This is a genomic window from Marinobacter sp. LQ44, assembly GCF_001447155.2.
GTDB lineage: Bacteria > Pseudomonadota > Gammaproteobacteria > Pseudomonadales > Oleiphilaceae > Marinobacter.
Window position 1 is genome coordinate 4,150,136 of the sequence record NZ_CP014754.1, and the last position, 18,482, is coordinate 4,168,617.

The window sequence follows — 18,482 nt, forward strand, 5'->3', positions numbered from 1 at the left end:
CAAAGCTGTCACAGGCGTTGCTGAATGAAGAAACCCTACCCGAGAGCCGTCGAGGCTCTCAATGCAGTAGACCGGCGGGCGTTCGTCTCCGGTGTTGACCTTGGTCCGTCGATTACCGGCCACTCCATTCCCAGGGAAGAAACCGTTGAGCATTTGCTGGCACTTTGCCCGGAAATAGAGCCGGATCAAGTGGTGATGCACATTGGCGGCGGCTCTGGCTATCTCACCGCCGTGCTCGCCGAACTTGCCTACCGTGTGCTTTATGTGGACCGCAACCCCGTGCTTGCCGAGAAGGCCAGAGAGCGTTTTACCCTCGGAGGTAAACACAACGTCGAGGTGCTGGTTGCTGATGCGGGTAATGGGATACCAACCGACGAGTTATGCGACCTGATCCTGTGCACCACCTTTATTTCCGATCCGGCGGCGCTGGTGACCGTTTTGCGGGATGGCGCCAAACTGGTGTGCCTGGAAGGCCGGGCGGGCCCGGTGCCAAGCCTGGCCATGTTTCAGCGCAGTGGCGCCCGAATTGAACGGGTCCGAACCCTGGGCTGGGTGGACTTCAATCGCAATGCCGAACAGATCCTGATTGATCTGGGAATTGTGGACGAAGCGGTTCTGGCCCAGGCCCGGGCGGAAGCAGCTGGAAAGAATGAACGTATTCTGGATGTGGTCCGGCGCAAGCTGAACCTGGAGGAGATTGACCTGTATCGGTCCCTGGCTCAGCAGCGGGGAATGACCTTTACCGATGCCGACGATGTGCTGGGCAGCCTGCAAACCGAGCTATTCAGACGGTTCTCCCGCACGTTTCTCGATCTTTCCCGGATGATCCCGGTGGCAGAGGAAGACGGTAGCCTGACGGTGGTCACCGATGACCCTGACGCACGCACCGATCAACTCGAACGCCTGACACCCAGGCACAGGATTACCTGCCTGCTGGTCACGCCAACCGATTTCCGCAGGATCTGGTCAGCACTGGATCTGACGGTCAAGGGCAGCCGGTTTGTCGCAGAGCACGGTAAGACCGTTCCGGACAGCGAGAGTGAACGGTCCCGGGACCTGCTGGGTGAGGATAAGGGTAACAACCGGAGTATCAGCCCCTACCTGGTATCGGTGTATGAGGCGATACTGCTGGACGCCGTCAGCGAGAAAGCCAGCGACATTCACATCGAGCAGTACGAAAACCGGGTTCGCATCCGGTTGCGGGTGGATGGAGAGTTACGCGACCTGCCGCAGTATCAGTTATCTGCCCGTGAAATCCGGGGGGTGATCAATGTGATCAAACTGCGGGCCGAACTCAATATTGCGGAACATCGTTTGCCCCAGGGCGGGCGCTCCCGGTTGCAACTGGGTGATACGTCGTACGATCTCAGAATCCAGACCCAGCCATCTTTGCATGGCGAAAATGCCGTTATTCGGTTATTGCCCCAGACCGGACGGGCCATGACCATCGCCGAGCTGGGCATGTCAGCAGCCATTGGCAGCCGCTACCAGCGCTTGCTGGATAACCCGGCGGGCCTGGTGCTGGTGGTCGGGCCGACCGGTTCGGGTAAATCGACCACCCTGTATGCGGGCTTGCAGAACCTTGCCGACGACGGGCGCCGTAAGGTGATCACGGTAGAAGATCCCATCGAGTATTCCATCGACAATATCCAGCAAACCCGCGTTCGGGCGGACATTGGTTTCAGCTTCGCTGATGCCATGCGAGCGTTCGTGCGTGAAGATCCAGATGTCATTCTGGTGGGCGAGATCCGGGACCAGGAGACGGCCCTGGAAGCCATTCGAGCCTCCCAGACCGGGCACGTGGTGCTGTCGACACTGCACTGTAACGACGCCGTGGATTCACTCCAGCGCCTGTACGATCTCGGGGTTCACCCCAACTCCATCGCCGGGGAGCTGCTTGCAGTGATTGCCCAGCGCCTGGCCAAGCGCATCTGCAAACATTGCCGTCGGCCCGCAAAACCTGACCCTGCCATTCTGGCCGAGGTGTTTCCGGATGGCGCCCCTGCAGACTTTCGGTGTTTCGAGGGTAAAGGCTGCGACAAATGCAACGGCCGTGGCACCCAGGGGCGGGTGGCCATTATTGAGTATATGGAGGTGGAAGCCGATATCCGGAACGCCATCTCCAGCCAGCCACCGATCGGTGAGCTGCGTTGGCGGGCACTGGATGCCGGCCTGGTAACCATGCGGGACAGCGCGCTCGATCACGTTATCGAGGGGATTATCCCGTTGTCTGAGCTGCCGCGCATCCTACCGAGGGAGCGTATGGCACCGGAAGTACGCGGTGGCCGCAGGAGTACCGGATGAAACAGAATAAGCAAGCAGTCCGTTCTGCCCAGAGGGAACCGGCAGAGGTGACCTATCGGGAAGAGCTCGAAAAACTGGTCGCCATGGACCAGGGGCCGGTTCCGCCGGGCTGGAAGATGTCACCCCGTGGGGTGGAAAAGTTCCTGCTGGGGGATGGGGAGCTGGGTATAGAGCGTAAGTTCGTCGCGGACCGTGGTGTGGTCATCCGAATCATTATTTCCCTGTGCACCAACCGCGGATGCCTGCTGGTCGGCGAACCGGGTACGGCCAAATCCTGGTTGTCGGAGTTGTTGGCCGCAGCCATCTCCGGTAACTCTACGCTGACGCTTCAGGGCGGCGCCATCAGCCAGGTCAGCCATCTGTTGTACAGTTGGAACGAAGCCATTCTGCGAAGCGAAGGGCCAACTGTGAACGCTCTGGTACCAACCCCCTTGCTGCGGGGCATGATGGAAGGGCGCCTGGTTCGCTTCGAAGAGATCGCCCGCTGCCCCCAGGCGCTGCAGGACGCCATACTGTCGGTTTTGTCTGACCGGGTGGTGGTGGTTCCGGAACTGTCCGGGGAGGAGGGGGTCATCCTGGCTCGGGAAGGTTTCAATCTGGTGGCGACCTCGAACAGCATCGATGAGGGTGTGCATAGCATGAGTGCCGCCCTCAAGCGCCGGATGGATTTCGAGGAAATCCGGCCGATCCGCCACCTGGCGGATGAAATGGACGTCGTCCTTCGTGAGGTAGCCAAGGCGAATCGGCGTGCCGGTGTCGAGGTGGCGCTGGATGAGCCAGTGGTTGAGGTGTTGGTGACGCTGTTTCACGAATTGCGCAACGGCCAGACGCTGGATGGACGAAGCACCGACCGCCTGGCTGGCGCCGCCCTCTCAACCGCGGAAGCTGTCTCGGTGGCCCACGCGGCCAGTCTGAACGCCTGGTATTACGGTGGCGGTGCCATGACCGTGGAGCACCTGATGCACCACATCATTGGTTCCGCGCTCAAGGACCAGCCGGAAGACCGGCGGCGCCTGAAGCACTATTTCGAGACCGCTGTGGCACCTCGCAAAGGGGATCACTGGCAGCAAGCCTGGGCGCTGCGTTCACTGATCAACTGAGGCGTCGCCCTCGGTTGGCCGGGCGTCTCCGGGTGTCCGGCCCCGAATGTGGAACGCAAACGCGAGAATTTCCGCAATCACCCGGTAAAGCTCTTCCGGGATTTCCTCGTTCAACGACAGTCTGGCAAGAATGCCGGCCAACTCGGCATTCTCGTACAGCGGCACGTCGTGCTCCCTGGCGATGCGGATAATCTCCTCCGCCAGTTCCCAGGTTCCGGTGGCTGATATAACCGGTGCCCGCTCGCCGTCGTACTTCAGGGCGACCGCTGCCGGCATGGCTGTGTCAGTCTGTTTGTTCGTCATGCCTTGGTGTCCACCAGCCGGTGCTCTAGCCGGGTTTGTGTGTGTTGGGGGCTGCCGCGCCGGCAATCCAGGTCTTTTACCTCGAGCCCCAGGTCGGTCAGACTTTGCCGAAGCAGCGGCAGCTCCTCGTGTACCTGGCGCAGGGTACTCTGTTTTTCTGCCCATACCTGTGCACTGACGGACGGATATCGGAACGAAACGTCGAAGTGAAGAGGCCCGGCTTCGTCCAGATCCATGGAAAGCGCCAGTCGCCATTCACTGACAGAGGCATGACCAGTGGCTTGGGCAGACTCCTCACCCCTTTCATATTGTTCCAGCCGAAGTTGGGCCATGCGTGGTTCCTGCTGTGGCGTGAGCCAGGGCAACTCGATCAGTAGCGTGTTGGTGGGTGTGCCGGGTTCGGCACCGGCCCTGGCAGTAAGCACCTGACTATGAAGCTGATTGACGGTAATCCGGTTCAGCATGCCGGCGAGCAAGCGCAGGGCCTGTCCTACCGATAGGGGCTCGGCAGCGCCGGTTGATGCAGAGCCAGTGAAATTGGGGAATTGCAGAGGTGATTGAACCAGGTCGTGACTGGCAAGGGGGGTTAGCCGATTAAAGTGTTCGGGCCCCTGGCCCTGTGCAGATAGCAGAGCACTCGCAACTTTTGCCAGCGCCAGTTTCAGGTCGGCTGGTGATCCCTGAGCCTGGCTGGATTGTAACAATCTGGATTCTGCGAAAACACCGCTTTCGGTTAGCCATTGCCGGACCTGTTGGGCAATACCATCGGTCTTGCCCACGCCGGGTGCCAGAGCATCCGATCGGGGAAGACTGGTAAGCAGGTTCTGCAATTGTTGCTGGGCAAGGGCGGGCAGGGGTAGGGTGGCATTCCCGGCCGGAGGTTGGCCAGGCTGTGTGGCAGGTTTCAGTCCACTGGTCAGGCTTTGCAGCAGTTGCCCGAGCCCGGCCTGCAAATTCTGTTGCCAGGGCAGCCTCTGGGCCAGTGCCCGCGCAATACTGGCATCTGGGCCTGGGGCCAGCTTGCCAAGCAGGCGCAGCTCGTTGCCGGCCCGCATCACCTTGATCAGATCGCCCGTGGACAGGCCCGCTGAGTCCGGGCCTGTCGACACCGCCAGGGCACGGCCTCGCAACTCAAGAATCAACTCATGGCCACCGCCTTTCTGTTGAATAATCTCGGCCACTCTGGCCAGGGCGGTTTCATTATTGCTGAGCCGGAGTTGCATTAGCTGCTGCTGTGCAGACTTGAGAGGGTCTGCCAGGGGCACAGACGTTGCACTTTCCCGACGTTCAGGAGTAGCCTGCCCGGGTGGGATCCGGGCCGCTGGCACGTCCGGAGTTTTGACTGGTGGTTGTCCGCCGTTCAGCTTCATTGTCATGGATTTGATGTCGGGCAAGAGTAATCCTGGAGCGCTTTCGTTATAATACGCCGCGCTGGCAACCAATGCCTTGAATTCATGTTGGCACCTGCGTGACCTTCGTCCATACACCTGATGCCTGTTGAGCATCCTTCGTCCTGAACGGGGCCCCGATGTCCGAGCCGTTACTGCAGGCGGTTGATCTCGAGTGTGAGCGGGACGAACGCCTGTTGTTCAAGAACCTGTCATTTTCCATAGTGCCCGGTACGGTGACCCGTGTCGAGGGGCCGAATGGCTCCGGCAAGACCACGCTGCTGCGCATTCTGGCAGGTCTCAACGATGCCTGGTCTGGCCATATTCTTTGGCGTGGGCAACCACGTGCCCGTGATCGGGAATCGTTTCTTCGCAATACCTTGTACCTTGGGCACCGGCCGGGTATCAAGCCTTTACTCACGCCCATGGAAAACCTTCAGGCACTGATGGCGGGCCGCAGGCCCGTCACCGAGGCGGTGCTGGGCCAGGCGCTGGCGGGCACCGGTTTGTCCGGGTACGAGAACGTGCCGTGCCGCAACCTCTCCGCTGGTCAGCAGCGCCGGGTGGCGCTGGCCAGGCTACTGATTGCCGACGAACCCCTGTGGTTGCTGGATGAAGTGTTTACCGCCATTGACGCGCAGGGTGTTAACGCCATTGAAGCACTATTACAGCAACGGGCAGCCGAGGGCGGCGCAATATTGGTGACCACCCACCACGATCTGTCGTTGGGCGGCATACAGCGTATTACTCTGGGCGGAGGGCCGGCCCATGAATAGTGCCGGAAAGCCCATGATCAAACCGGTGGCGGAAAGTGTCGGCCCAATGAGCGCCATGGCGGCGGTGTTTGCCCGGGACATGCGGGTTGCTTTTCGTCAGCGTCAGGATCTGTTGAACCCTCTGCTTTTCTTCATCATGGTCGTAACGCTGTTCCCGCTCGGCGTCAGCCCTGAAGCGAGCTTTCTCAAACAGTCAGGTGCTGGCATTCTGTGGGTGGCGGCGCTGCTGTCTGTGCTGCTGTCTCTGGATCATTTGTTCCGGCACGATTTCGACGATGGCACGCTGGAGCAGCTGGTGCTGCAACCCCAACCCCTGTTTTTGCTGGTTTTGGCGAAGACGGTGGCGCACTGGATGCTGACAGGCCTGCCGCTGGTGGTATTGACCCCGGTTTTAGGCGTAATGGTGCACCTGGACGGGAACTCTATTGCGATTTTATGTCTAACGCTGCTGATTGGTACCCCGGTGCTCAGTTTGATCGGCTCGATCGGCGCTGCCTTAACGCTTGGACTGCGCTCGGCCGGCGTGCTCTTGTCATTGCTGATCATTCCGCTGTACATTCCCGTGCTGATTTTTGGCACCGGCACAGTGGCAGCTGCCGCCGATGGTGCCCCGGCGGGTGGCTACCTGGCGTTGATGGGGGCGTTTCTGGTTCTGGCCACAACCCTGGCTCCGTTTGCGGCAGCGGCGGCGTTGCGGATCAGTATGTCCAACAGCTAAATGCCCCGGGATTGCCCGCCGGCAAAATGAACAGTGAACACTAAGACGGTGACCAACTGATGTGGCAATGGTTTCACAAATTGGGTTCCCCAAAATGGTTTTTCGGGATTGCAACCCGGTTTATGCCCTGGCTTCTTGCTGGCGGTCTGCTTCTTCTGGCGGCGGGATTGGTGTGGGGTTTGGCATTTGCGCCGAAGGACTACCTGCAAGGTAACAGCTACCGGATTATCTTCATTCACGTGCCCAGCTCCTTCCTGGCCCAGTCCATCTATGTCTCCATGGCATTCGCTGCGGTGGTGACTCTGGTGTGGCGGATGAAACTGGCGGATGTGTTTGTAAAAGCTATAGCTCCGGTCGGGCTTGTGTTCACCTTCCTGTCGCTGTTTACCGGCGCTGTCTGGGGCAAGCCGACCTGGGGCACCTGGTGGGTGTGGGATGCCCGCCTGACCTCCATGCTGATCCTGCTGTTCCTTTACGGTGGTGCCATTGCCCTGGACCGGGCCATTAACGATGAAAAGTCTGCCGCCCGTGCCGTTGCTGTTCTGGTTCTGGTCGGGGTAGTCAATATTCCGATCATTCAATACTCCGTGGAGTGGTGGAATACACTGCACCAGCCGTCCACGTTCAAGTTGACCGAAAAGCCCGCCATGCCCATGGAAATGTGGATGCCGTTGCTGCTCTCTGTATTGGGCCTTTACCTGCTGTTTGGCTGGTTCGCCTGCATCCGGATGAAAACCGAGATCCTGATCCGGGAACAGAGAGCGCGGTGGGTAAAAGATATGGTTCTGGCAGGAAGGAAATAACCTATGGCGTTTGATTCATTCTCGGCGTTTATGGTGATGGAAGGCCACGGCCCCTATGTCTGGGCCTGTTACGCTGTGTTCGTGGTCCTTCTGGCCGGCATGATGGTCTTGTCATTCAAACGCAATCAATCGGCGCTCCGGGCTTGCCAGCGCAGGCATGAGGCAGGCCCTGACGCTCCGGCCAAGGCATCGTCTGGCACGTCGGCGACCTTTACCCGTGTTGAAATTTCCCAAGACTGAAAAGCAGGTAATCCATGCACCCGATTCGTAAGAAGCGACTGACCATCGTGTTATTCCTGGTAGCCGGTCTGGCCATTGCGGTGGGCCTGACAACCTATGCCCTGCGCCAGAACATCAATCTGTTCTACGACCCCAGTGAGATTGCCGCAGGTAATGCTCCGGTGGATATCCGCATCCGCGCCGGCGGCATGGTGGAAGAGGGCAGTGTAATGCGTGATCCTGAAAGCCTGAAAGTGGAATTCCGGGTGACCGACTTCGCCGCATCGGTTCCCGTTGAATACGTAGGCATATTGCCGGACCTGTTTGCCGAGGGCCAGGGCGTGGTTGCCATGGGCCGGCTGAATGCCGATGGCCGCTTTGTGGCGGATCAGGTGCTTGCCAAACACGATGAGAACTATATGCCACCGGAAGTGGCCGAAGCCCTGGAGCGGGCCTCAAAAGGCAGGCATCCGGCCGCTGATGCAGAAAAAGCCGCGGAATCTGCCGCGTACTGATTACTAAATCCAACTCCCTGTCGCTGGAGGAACCCGATGTATCCGGAACTCGGACAGCTTGCACTGATTATTGGGCTGCTGCTGGCAGTACTCCTTTCTGTTGTCCCGTTAGCCGGGGCGCTGACCGGCCGCGACAGCTTGCAGGCGTTTGCCCGCCCGCTGTCCGCCGGCATGTTTGTGTTCACCGGGCTGTCGTTCGCCGTGCTTACCCATGCTTTCATGGTGGACGACTTTTCCGTTGCCTATGTGGCGAATAACAGCAACAGTATGCTGCCGTGGTATTACAAGTTCAGTGCTGTGTGGGGCGGGCATGAGGGCTCTTTGCTGCTGTGGATTCTGATGCTGGCCGGCTGGACACTGGCGGTGGCTGTATTCAGCCGCAAGTTGCCGTCTGTCATGGTGTCGCAGGTGCTGTCGGTAATGGGAATGATCTGCGTCGGGTTCTTCCTCTTTATCATCATTACTTCAAACCCCTTCGAGCGCATTCTGCCAAACATCCCTGCCGACGGCCGGGACCTGAACCCGCTGTTGCAGGATATCGGGTTGATCCTGCATCCGCCCATGCTTTACATGGGCTACGTTGGCTTCTCGGTTGCCTTTGCCTTCGCCATTGCCGCGCTGATCAATGGCAAACTGGATGCGGCCTGGGCGCGCTGGTCTCGGCCCTGGACTACCGTGGCCTGGTCATTCCTGACGCTTGGCATTGCCCTGGGTAGCTGGTGGGCCTATTACGAACTTGGCTGGGGCGGCTGGTGGTTCTGGGATCCGGTCGAAAACGCTTCCCTGCTGCCCTGGCTATCCGGCACTGCGCTCATGCATTCGCTGGCGGTGACCGAAAAACGGGGCGTTTTCAAGAGTTGGACCGTTCTGCTGGCGATTGTCACCTTCTCACTGAGTCTGCTGGGTGCCTTCCTGGTTCGCTCCGGTGTTCTCACGTCTGTGCATTCGTTCGCCAATGACCCAGAGCGGGGAACCTTCCTGTTGGCGCTACTGGGCATTACCGTCGTTTGCAGCCTCACACTGTATGCTTTCCGTGCGCCTGTGGTTCACGTGAGGTCCCGTTATGGTTCCCTGTCACGGGAGACCTTCCTGTTACTCAATAACGTGTTGCTGGTGGCCGCGACCCTGTTGGTGGCCCTTGGCACGCTTTACCCACTGGTGCTCGATTACCTGAACATGGGCAAGCTATCGATTGGCGAGCCGTTCTTCAACGCAACTTTCAGCCCGATGGCGGTGGCTGCTGGGTTGCTGCTGGGTGCCGGTATCTTCTCGCGCTGGAAAAAGACAGACGGCGGCTGGATGGGGCGCAAGCTGCTCTGGCCTCTGGCGGTCAGCATACTGGTCGCGACCGCGGTGATGTTGGTTTACGGTGGCTTTGCGCCCTGGGCGTTTGCTGGCGTGTTTGCGGCGGCCTGGGTAACCCTGGCTACGATCTGGGATTTGTGGGACAAGTCTGCCTCCCGGAAAGGCCGCTGGCATGGCTTGACGCGCCAGTCGCGCAGCTATTACGGCATGGTTCTCGGGCATCTGGGCATGGCCATGGTGATGGCCGGGGCCACGGTGGTCTCGAACTATGGCATCGAGCGGGATGTGCGCATGGTGCCTGGTGGTTCCGCCGAAGTGGGCGACTACACCGTGGTGTTTAACTACATCGGAGAGCGGCAGGGGCCAAACTTTACCGCCCAGTACGGTGAGTTCGATGTCTTTGTTGATGGCCGGCAGGTCGCCAACCTGCACCCCGAGAAGCGCAATTACCCCGTGGGCATGAGCGTGATGACCGAGGCAGCCATTGATGCAGGCTTCTTCAGGGATGTGTTTGTTGCCATCGGTGAGCGCATCACAGACGATGCCTGGGCCATTCGCCTGCAGTACAAGCCTCTGGTCCGCTGGCTGTGGTTGGGGTCGCTGATCATGGCGATTGGTGGTTTCCTGGCTATTTCAGACAAGCGTTATCGGATCCGGGTGAAAGCTGCGGCTGGGCTGGCCGAGCCGAAAAAGGATACGGATGCAGCGGGCGGCAAGCCGGCGGAGGCTGGTGCATGAAGCGTTTGATGCTGTTCCTGCCCCTGGTGCTGGCTGTGGCCGTTGGTGTCTTCCTGGCGGCGGGTATTGGTAAAGACCCCACAGAGCTTGAATCGGCACTGATCGGCAAGCCGGTTCCGGAGTTTAGCCTGGAGAGCCTGCACGAGCCGGGCGCGATGCTGGATCAGACCGTGTTCCAGGGTGAGGTGTCACTGCTCAATGTCTGGGGCGAGTGGTGCCCGGCCTGTTGGGATGAGCACGAGTACCTGATGTGGCTTGCCAACGATAAGGGGGTTCGCATTATCGGGCTTAACTACAAGGACCAGCGGGAAAACGCATTCCGCTTCCTTGGGCGCCTGGGTGACCCCTACCAGACCATTATCTTCGACCCGAGAGGTTCGCTCGGCTTTGACCTGGGTGTATACGGTGCACCGGAGACCTTCGTAATCGATGCCGGGGGTGTCGTGCGTTATCGCCATGTCGGTGTGGTCAACGAACGGGTATGGGAAGAGATACTGCTGCCCGTGATCAATCAGGCAAGGGGGGCTGGCTGATGCGTTTCGTGCCCATGTTACTGGCAGCGTTGCTGGTGTTTTCCGCGTCGGCCCAGGCCGAGGCGCCGGAGTTTTACGATTTCGATACCCAGGTCGAAGAACAGCGTTTTCGCAGTCTGATTGCGGAGCTTCGTTGCCCGAAATGCCAGAACCAGAACATTGCCGATTCCAACGCGCCCATCTCAAAGGATATGCGTGATCAGGTGTACGTGATGATGCAGGCTGGCGCAACGGACGACGAGATTGTCGGCGCCCTCGTGGACAGGTTCGGTGAGTTCGTCAAGTACAAGCCCCCCGTAGACCGCCGTACCATCGTGCTTTGGGCGTTTCCGGCCATCGCCGTGTTTGGCGGCGTGCTGATCGTTGCCGGCGTGGTGCTGCGGTCCCGGCGTCGAGACTCTGCAGAGCCAGCGTTGAGCCCGGACGAAAAAGCACGGGTCAATCGAATACTGGCCGACGAGGATCGGTGAACACGCCGCTGATCCCTGCAAACCCTTTTTAACTGTGATGATAGTTCCATGACCGAAACATTCTGGATTGCCGCGACGGTACTCATTCTCTTTGCCCTGGCGTTCGTACTCTACCCGGTGTTTTTTCACCGTCCGCAAGCGCGACAGGAAACCGACCTTCGAAACCAGAACCTGTTGGCGTATCGCAGCCGACTGAAAGAACTCGAGCACGAATACGAATCGGGTATTCTGGACGATGAGAACTACCAGCTGCTCAGAGAAGAGCTGGCTGGCGCCATGCTGGACGATGTTCCGGAAGATGCGGTGCCCGAGAAGCGCATCCCCGGCCGTCGCAGCGCCATGGTCGTTGCCCTTGCCGTTGTGTTGTTGCTACCTGCGGGCACCTTCCTGGCCTACGATCGCTGGGGCGCTATGGAGCAGGTTGAACAATACCTGGCGATGCAGGAGATGAACGCATCCGGCGGTGAGCAGGTAGCACGGGTTTCCGAGCTGGCTGAGCAACTGCGTAATCGGTTGGAGGCGAATCCTGATAACCCGGATGGTTGGGCCATGTTGGGCCAGACCTACATGCGCATTGAACGGTACGAAGAGGCTGCACAGGCGTTCCGCCGGCTGGCGGAGGTAGTCGAAGAAGATTCAGACTCCAGTGCGGTAGCTTACGGACTGTCTGCCCAGGCACTGTTTTTTACCACCGAAGGTCAGATGACCCCGGAGGTTGTGGAAGCCATCGAGGCGGCACAGGCGTTGAACCCTGACGAAGTGAACTCGCTGGGGCTATTGGGTATCAGCGCGTTTAGCCAGCAGGACTATCAGGCGGCGATCGGTTACTGGGAGCGGATTGTCGAGGTGGCGCCGGATCATCCACAGATAGCTTCAATCCGCGGTGGCATTGACGAGTCCTATCGCCGTATGGGGCAGCAGCCTCCAGCGTCAGAGCCATCCTCCGAGCCAGAAGCGGCCAGTGGCCCGGGTGTGTCTTTGCGAGTGTCCCTGGATGAAGATCTTCAGGATCAGGTGCCTGCTGACACTGCCTTGTTCATTTTTGCCCGATCAGCGGGCACCAGCCAGGGGGCTCCGGTGGCGGTTGCCCGCCTGACTGCCGGCGCCTTACCGGCAGATATCCGGCTGGATGACCGTTATGCGATGTCACCGGAATCCACCATTTCGGCCGAGCAGGACGTTGTGATTATTGCGCGTCTCAGCCGCAGCGGCAGTGTTAACCCTCAGCCAGGAGACTGGCAGGGCAGGGTAGAAGCACAGGTGCTGTCAGCGGACGCGCAGGGTGAGCCCGTGCAGCTGGTGATCAATCAGGAACTCACCAACTGATTCTCCGAATCCACTGCGGCCGACCCCGTCAGTGTGACAGGCCGGCCGGGTACAGTGGCGGCAAACCCGCTGTGTCGGCCGGGGCCGCTTGACGGTTTCGCAGGCCTTCCAGACATCGGGTCAGGTCTTTCGCTACCTGGTTACCATGAGGTAGTGAGTGATTGGAGAATAGCCTTTCCTGAAATCGCCCGACCGCTTTCGCCAGGCCCGGGTCCCCGCTAAAGTCGATGACATCCTCCACAGTGACGAAACCCTGACCGGGAAATCGCAGTCTTGCCCATTTCACCATGAGCCCGGTGGTCTGGGCTGAGAGACCATTAATGGCCGCCTTGAGCGTGGCGAAAGCCTGTTGCTCGCTTGCATCCTCCGGATGACTCTCGTGATGTGCTGGTGTATTCCGCTTGCGGGAGTACCACCACAACCCCGCCGTGGCCAGCCACAAGCCTGCCAGAACGAGGCTGGAGATGAACCAGGGTGACACCCCGTCAACGCCAGATGGCGTAGTCACGGTTGCTTCCGGCAGTGCGTCTGGTGTTGGCCCGGACTCTGATAAAGGCGCGGCGACCACGGCGCTTCCACCTGCGATGGCGTAACGGCGTGGTGGCAATTCCGCGTATTCAAGCTCGTCGGTCTGGGTGTTCCACCAGGGGATGCGGATGGCCGGCAGCACAGCCTCGCCCGATTGCACCGGCACCAGGGCAGAGACCAGTTGCAGGGTCGAGCGCAGACCGTCTGTGGTGGTTTCCGTGTTTCTCAGTGGCTGTTCCGGGTAGCTGCGGATGGCATCGGGTACCGTTTGGGGCAGTGCCGGCAGGGCCTCGGAAGGCAGGCCAACGGCTTCCAGTGTCAGTTTTCGGTTGAGATTGCTGCCCGCCTGAAGTTCTCCGGAGGGCGGCAATCCTTCATCGGTCAGGCTCAGTTGGCTGGCAGGCAGCCAGGCTTGATTGGCGGGATAGCCGTCGGGTACTGGCTTTACCCTTACGTCGAAGAGCTCCTGGCGGTCTCGCAGAAAGCGGAGCTGGCCGGAGGCGTCACGGGCTTGTCCTTCAAAGCGGATTGGGGGCAGGGTCAGCTCACCCGGTTGTTGCGGGAAAACGGCATAGCGTCGCTCTACCACCCGGTAGCGAATACCATCTCGGTAGCGAGCGTATTCCCGCTGTTTGCCCAGGGGCTCAATGATTGCGTCGGGATGTTCGGGTTCTGACAGCTCGCCCCGGATCAGGTTTCCGGAGAAAAACAGCTGGATGGTCAGCACCAGCTGTTCCTGAACATAGACCTCGGCTTTGTCCGCTGCCAGCTCAATGAAACTGTCCCTGGCCGCGGCGGGTTGATTGGGTGGGGTGCCGTCGGTCACTTCAACCGTGACAGGGGATGAACTGGCGTCCTTGAAAGTCAACGCCGGGATGGTCAGGGTGCCGGTGCGGGTGGGTGCCAACTGGTAGGTCCAGGTAATCTCGCCGACCATGTCATTATTGACCGTTTGCACGCTGTAGCGCTGGTTCCGGGCAAGAATTTCGAAATCCGGTTCAACCTTCTCGATATCCGGTGATGGCAACTGAGACAGATCGAAGTTGAATAGATTGTTCAGGTTGATGTCGATTTTCATTGAGCCTTTGACCGTCAATGTAAGGACTTCCCCCTGATACAGTTGGGTGCGGTCTGGCTCTACCGACAGTGTGTCCGCCAGGGCCGGGGAGGCTGTCAGCAACACGAGCAAGCCCAGACGGCTGATGGTTTTTAGAAAGCGTTTTACCATGGTGTGTCGCCCTCGTCCGCTGTGGTCTGACGTTGTTGATGTTGCTGCAGGAATTTGCGCTGCAGTAGTCCGCCGGGGTTGTCGGGTACGCGTCTTAGCCATTGTTCCTGGCCCTGGGTGAGGGGCTGTTCAGAGATGGCTGCCGGTGCTTCGGCGGTCTGCTCGCCGGTGTCATGCTCTGTGTTGTCAGACGGTTCCTGCGGCTCGCCCTCGGCTGTGTCCTGTTCGGGCTCTCCATCGCTCTGATCGGTGTCATCGGGCTGATCAGCATCTGGCTGCCGGGACTGGCCGGGGTCATTGCCCTGATCGTTCTGCTCCGATTCTGAACCTTCGCCCTGCTGTGAATCCTGGCTCTGGTCACCGGAACTGTCCTGCTGGTCCTGATTATCCTGGTTCTGATCGCCGTTCTGCGAACTTGAGTCCTGTTGTTCCAGCAACTGCTTGACCAGCTCATGGTTGGCCCGGGCATCTTCGAAGTCGGGATGATCATCCAGGGCCTGTTGGTAGGCATCAAGAGCCTGCTTCAATTGTCCGGCTCTGGCCAGGGCATTGCCTCTGTTGTAATGGCCAACAGCGCCCGGTTGGTCTGCGAAGGCCTGGGCGGCGTCATCGAATCTGCCATCCCGGTACAGGGCGGAGCCCTTCCAGCCTGGTTGTTGCAGCAGGTCGGCTGCCTGTGCCGGGTTCCGTTCGATCAACTCCGGGCCTCTCTGGTCCTCTCGCTGCCAGAGCCCGCTCCAGTCAAATGCCATCACCGGGCGGGGAGTCAGGGCCAGTGGCAGTATGGCCATCGCGCAGACGGCAAACGCCCCTTTTCGCCAGCCCAGCAGTAACAGGGGCAGTGAAAGCCATAACAACCAATAACCATCATCCTGCCAGCGGTTAACGGTCAGACCATCCTCACCCCGGGACCAGTCATCTCTGACCTCGGGTTGCAATCGCAGTTGCCGGATGTCGGTGTCACCCAGAGTCAGTTCGTGGCTTAAGCCTCGGTTTTCCCGGGCCAGTCTGGCAAGGCTGTCAGGATCGGCCCGGGTGATGACAATGTTTCCGTTATCCCTGATGAAGCCCCGCTTGGCCAGGGGAATGGGCCCACCCTCCCGGGAGCCCACTACCAGAGTGTTCAGGCTGTACGGGGTGCCTTGCAACCGGGCACGGATATCGTTGTGGTGCCGAGCCGGTACGTCATCAGCAATCAGCAGAATCCGGCCCCTGCCCGGTGCACCCTGTTCCAGCAGCTCGACAGCGCGCTTTATTCCGAGGTCAGCCCGATTGCCCTGGGCGGGCATGATGGTTGGCTCCAGCACGTTGAGCATGGCTTCGATGGTGCGGCGATCTTCGGTCAGGGGTGTCACTACATGGGCATCGCCGGAATACACCAACAGGCCGGTCAGGCCCCCTTCCCGAGCCGCCAGAATGTCCCGGATCTTGCGTTTGGCCAGGGTCAGACGGTCCGGCTCAACATCCGTTGCCAGCATGGATAACGACAGGTCCAGCACAATCACCAGGCTGTCTTCGGGCTGTTTCAACGGCGTTGGTGCCTGGCGCCAACTTGGGCCTGAAAGTGCTATCGACAGGGCGAGGATGCCGAAGCTGAGTGGTAGCAGGGGAGAGATGGTCCGGGCCCCTGGTTGCTGCCCCTGACGCCGGATCAACGGGTTCAGCAACGCTGGCGGGATGTAGTGCTCCCAGCCGGTGCCACCGTGCCGCAGCCGGTGGCGCATCAGGTAAAGCAGGGGTATGGTCAGTGCCAACAGCAGCCACAGTGGCCGGATCAGGTGAAAATCAGCCATGGTTTGCCTCCGGGTCGTCTGCCTTGCGCCGGATCCCACCGCCAAGCCGTGTCGCCAGCAGGATAAGCCAGAAGCCGACCGCTGCGCTGGCAGGCCAGACATAGAGTTCGGTGACCGGTCGGTAGAACTGTCCTTCCTGTTCAATGGGCTCCAGTTGATTGATGCTGTCGTAGATCATTTCGAGTTCCGGCAGGCTGCGGGCCCGGAAGTACCGCCCGCCAGTCTGCTCGGCCATTCGGGTCAGCAGGTCTTCGTCCAGATCACGGGACGGGTTGACCCGACGGGTTCCCAGCAGTCCTCGCTGAACCATGGAATCGGCTCCTATGCCGACGGTATAGATTCTGACGCTGGCCGCCTGGGCAATTTCAGTGGCCTTGTCTGGTGTGAGCTGGCCTGCGGTATTGGCACCGTCGGTGAGTAACACCACCACGCGTTGATCCTGGGGCCGGTCACGCAGTCGTTTAACTGACAGTCCGATGGCATCACCGATGGCGGTGGCCCTTCCGGCCATGCCGATGCCGGATTCGTGGAGCAAGGTGCGTACGGTTTCCCGGTCAAAGGTCAGGGGAGCCTGCACATAGGGCTCGGTACCGAACAGGATAAGCCCAAGCCGGTCACCCTCCCGGTGGTCAATAAATTCATCCAGTACTCGTTTTACCGCCTCCAGCCGGTCTATGCCACGACCGTGCAGAACCATGTCTTTCTCATCCATACTCGGGGAGATATCCACCACCAGCATCAGGTCGCGACCACTGACCGGCATCTGGATCTGTTCGCCGACATGCTGGGGCCTGGCAATGGCCACCACCAGGCATAGCCAGGCCAGCAACAACAGCAGTCGCCGCCAGCGGGGTGTCGCCTGGCCACTGCTGCTGACGCCGGGTAACCCGGAAAGCCAATGGCCGACAGGGATAACCGGGGCATCGGCGGCCTGTTTGCTGTGTCGGCGGACCAGAAACAGTAGAGGCAGAAGCGCCAATAACAGAAGCCAGGGGTAAGCAAGGCTCATGATATCTGTGCCTCCAGCCAGAGGACTGCGAAATCCAGCACCTGGTTTGGGTCGGCGGTTGGGCTGGGTTGCCAGGTGCTGGCGACCATGGCTTCCACCAGCGGGCGGGAAGCTATCCGGTTGTCAGGCGCGGTCGCCAGTAAAAAGGCGATCCATTGCTCACCGGACATGACTTGCGGATTCTGGTTGGGGTGCACCTGCCTGGCCACCCGTTTCAGGAACGTGTTGAGCTCACCAAACCACTCAGGGGTTTTGCTGGCGCGGGCCTTAAGGTCCGTCAACAGGCGGCGGGCCTCACGGCGCCACGCGGTTTTTCGGCGCTGCCGCCGCCACAGCGTTACCGCGACCGCAAGACCAACGGCGCACACGATTGCCAGAAACCACCAACCGGGCGCCGGCGGCCAGATTCCGCCCGTGTCCGGAAGGTGGATATCCCGCAGTTGGGCCAGTGGGTCCTGTCCGTTCATCCGATGCGACCTCCCGGGCCCAGCAAAATACGTAGTGCGGCGGCCGGTTCCTGTTGAGTCAGTACCTTGGCTGCCTGCACCCCGGAGGTGCGGAAGCAGTCAGCCAGTTGCTGTTCATGGGTGGCTACTTTTTCGCGCCATGCTCTCTGGAATGCCGTGTTGGAGGCATCGAACCAGATGGGACCGTCCGGGCCGGCAATGGAGAACCGGCCCCGAGGCGGTAACTCGTTCTCCAGGGGGTCAAGAATGCGTATGGCGCTGACGCTGTTGTGCCTGGCCAGGGCACCTAACAGGCTGGTTGTCGAGCCTGTTACGTCCATGAAATCGCTGATGACAAAAATCCTGCTACCGGTATGGGCAACCCTGCGTGCCTCTGCCAGTGCGGTATCCAGGCGGTGTTCCGTGGAGGCTGACGGTGCGGGTGGTGAGTCAGACCGGTGTTGCTGGCTGGCAAGCTGGTCCAGCAGGCGCAGTACCGATTTCTGACGCCGTGCCGGGCGCAGTACTTCCAGTTTCTCGCTGTTGAACACCAGTCCACCTACCTGGTCGCCGGCCCACAACGCCAGCCAGGCGAGCAATGCTGTGAGCTGGGCACAACGTACCTGCTTATAGGCGCCGGCACTGGCGAAAAACAGGGTTGGGCCCAGGTCAGCGATCAACAGAACCGGTCGCTCCCGTTCTTCTTCGTACAGTTTGGTATGGGGAGCCTGACGCCGGGCGGTTACCCGCCAGTCGATACTCCGGATGTCGTCCCCGGGCTGATACTGACGAACTTCGGAAAAGGTCATTCCACGGCCTCGCTGGCGAGATTGCCGGAGGCCTGACTGTCGGGACCGCACCGGCCGTGCCGAAGGCAGCTTCAGTGCCCGGGCGTCAGCCTGGAGTCGCACCAGCTCCTGCAAGGTGATGTGGGTGGCGGGAATTGCGTTAACCATGCTGTCGTTACTGCCTCCTGCTGC

At 60.1% G+C, this 18,482-nt stretch carries 18 protein-coding genes; 11 read left to right on the forward strand and 7 right to left on the reverse strand.

Annotated features, from left to right (window positions below; all coding sequences use genetic code 11):
* The first annotated feature begins 24 nt into the window (after nt 1-24).
* Together ASQ50_RS19000 and ASQ50_RS19005 are read left to right on the forward strand one after the other, a co-directional pair.
* Complete coding sequence (locus ASQ50_RS19000; RefSeq protein ID WP_058090145.1) at nt 25-2,304, forward strand: ATPase, T2SS/T4P/T4SS family; 2,280 nt, start codon at nt 25-27, stop codon at nt 2,302-2,304.
* A complete protein-coding gene (locus ASQ50_RS19005; protein WP_058090144.1) occupies nt 2,301-3,404 on the forward strand; it encodes an ATP-binding protein in 1,104 nt (367 codons plus the stop codon). Before ASQ50_RS19000 ends, ASQ50_RS19005 begins: the two co-directional genes overlap by 4 nt.
* Here the strand turns inward: ASQ50_RS19005 and ASQ50_RS19010 are convergent.
* The gene (locus tag ASQ50_RS19010) at nt 3,390-3,707 is read right to left on the reverse strand and encodes an EscU/YscU/HrcU family type III secretion system export apparatus switch protein (RefSeq protein ID WP_058090143.1); all 318 of its coding nucleotides are present in this window, start codon (nt 3,705-3,707) and stop codon (nt 3,390-3,392) included. The genes ASQ50_RS19005 and ASQ50_RS19010 overlap by 15 nt on opposite strands.
* Nucleotides 3,704-5,101: a flagellar hook-length control protein FliK gene (locus tag ASQ50_RS19015; protein WP_227513216.1), complete on the reverse strand. Its 1,398-nt coding sequence runs from the start codon at nt 5,099-5,101 to the stop codon at nt 3,704-3,706. Before ASQ50_RS19015 ends, ASQ50_RS19010 begins: the two co-directional genes overlap by 4 nt.
* Before the next feature lie 134 nt (nt 5,102-5,235).
* Here ASQ50_RS19015 and ccmA point away from each other — a divergent pair, with 134 nt between their 5' ends.
* From ccmA to ccmI, 9 genes are read left to right on the forward strand one after another with little or no spacing between them, the layout of a single operon-like run.
* Nucleotides 5,236-5,871, forward strand: coding sequence for a cytochrome c biogenesis heme-transporting ATPase CcmA (gene ccmA / locus ASQ50_RS19020; RefSeq protein WP_058090142.1), 636 nt, complete (start codon nt 5,236-5,238; stop codon nt 5,869-5,871).
* Entirely contained in the window at nt 5,864-6,589 is a 726-nt protein-coding gene (ccmB, locus tag ASQ50_RS19025; protein WP_058090141.1) for a heme exporter protein CcmB, read from the forward strand. Before ccmA ends, ccmB begins: the two co-directional genes overlap by 8 nt.
* Before the next feature lie 59 nt (nt 6,590-6,648).
* Nucleotides 6,649-7,392, forward strand: coding sequence for a heme ABC transporter permease CcmC (gene ccmC, locus ASQ50_RS19030; protein ID WP_058090140.1), 744 nt, complete (start codon nt 6,649-6,651; stop codon nt 7,390-7,392).
* Between the two features lie 3 nt (nt 7,393-7,395).
* Nucleotides 7,396-7,632, forward strand: coding sequence for a heme exporter protein CcmD (gene ccmD, locus ASQ50_RS19035; RefSeq protein WP_058090139.1), 237 nt, complete (start codon nt 7,396-7,398; stop codon nt 7,630-7,632).
* A gap of 14 nt (nt 7,633-7,646) precedes the next feature.
* Complete coding sequence (gene ccmE / locus ASQ50_RS19040) at nt 7,647-8,126, forward strand: cytochrome c maturation protein CcmE (RefSeq protein ID WP_058090138.1); 480 nt, start codon at nt 7,647-7,649, stop codon at nt 8,124-8,126.
* A gap of 36 nt (nt 8,127-8,162) precedes the next feature.
* Nucleotides 8,163-10,169 carry a heme lyase CcmF/NrfE family subunit gene (locus ASQ50_RS19045; RefSeq protein WP_058090137.1) on the forward strand — a complete coding sequence of 669 codons (2,007 nt, stop codon included), beginning with the start codon at nt 8,163-8,165 and terminating at the stop codon, nt 10,167-10,169.
* Nucleotides 10,166-10,702, forward strand: coding sequence for a DsbE family thiol:disulfide interchange protein (locus tag ASQ50_RS19050; protein ID WP_058090136.1), 537 nt, complete (start codon nt 10,166-10,168; stop codon nt 10,700-10,702). The genes ASQ50_RS19045 and ASQ50_RS19050 overlap by 4 nt, the downstream gene beginning before the upstream one ends.
* Entirely contained in the window at nt 10,702-11,172 is a 471-nt protein-coding gene (locus tag ASQ50_RS19055) for a cytochrome c-type biogenesis protein (RefSeq protein WP_058090135.1), read from the forward strand. Before ASQ50_RS19050 ends, ASQ50_RS19055 begins: the two co-directional genes overlap by 1 nt.
* 48 nt (nt 11,173-11,220) lie before the next feature.
* Complete coding sequence (gene ccmI / locus ASQ50_RS19060; RefSeq protein WP_058090134.1) at nt 11,221-12,498, forward strand: c-type cytochrome biogenesis protein CcmI; 1,278 nt, start codon at nt 11,221-11,223, stop codon at nt 12,496-12,498.
* Nucleotides 12,499-12,526: 28 nt separating this feature from the next.
* On the opposite strand, the gene ASQ50_RS19065 is transcribed toward ccmI, so the two are convergent.
* From ASQ50_RS19065 to ASQ50_RS19085, 5 genes are read right to left on the reverse strand one after another with little or no spacing between them, the layout of a single operon-like run.
* Nucleotides 12,527-14,254, reverse strand: a complete 1,728-nt coding sequence (locus tag ASQ50_RS19065; RefSeq protein ID WP_058090133.1) for a BatD family protein — start codon at nt 14,252-14,254, stop codon at nt 12,527-12,529.
* Nucleotides 14,248-16,047, reverse strand: coding sequence for a vWA domain-containing protein (locus ASQ50_RS19070; RefSeq protein WP_058090132.1), 1,800 nt, complete (start codon nt 16,045-16,047; stop codon nt 14,248-14,250). Before ASQ50_RS19070 ends, ASQ50_RS19065 begins: the two co-directional genes overlap by 7 nt.
* Nucleotides 16,040-17,059 carry a vWA domain-containing protein gene (locus tag ASQ50_RS19075; RefSeq protein WP_082888523.1) on the reverse strand — a complete coding sequence of 340 codons (1,020 nt, stop codon included), beginning with the start codon at nt 17,057-17,059 and terminating at the stop codon, nt 16,040-16,042. Before ASQ50_RS19075 ends, ASQ50_RS19070 begins: the two co-directional genes overlap by 8 nt.
* The gene (locus tag ASQ50_RS19080) at nt 17,053-17,523 is read right to left on the reverse strand and encodes a DUF4381 domain-containing protein (RefSeq protein ID WP_058090130.1); all 471 of its coding nucleotides are present in this window, start codon (nt 17,521-17,523) and stop codon (nt 17,053-17,055) included. The genes ASQ50_RS19075 and ASQ50_RS19080 overlap by 7 nt, the downstream gene beginning before the upstream one ends.
* Complete coding sequence (locus ASQ50_RS19085; protein ID WP_058090129.1) at nt 17,520-18,458, reverse strand: DUF58 domain-containing protein; 939 nt, start codon at nt 18,456-18,458, stop codon at nt 17,520-17,522. Before ASQ50_RS19085 ends, ASQ50_RS19080 begins: the two co-directional genes overlap by 4 nt.
* Between the last annotated feature and the right edge of the window lie 24 nt (nt 18,459-18,482).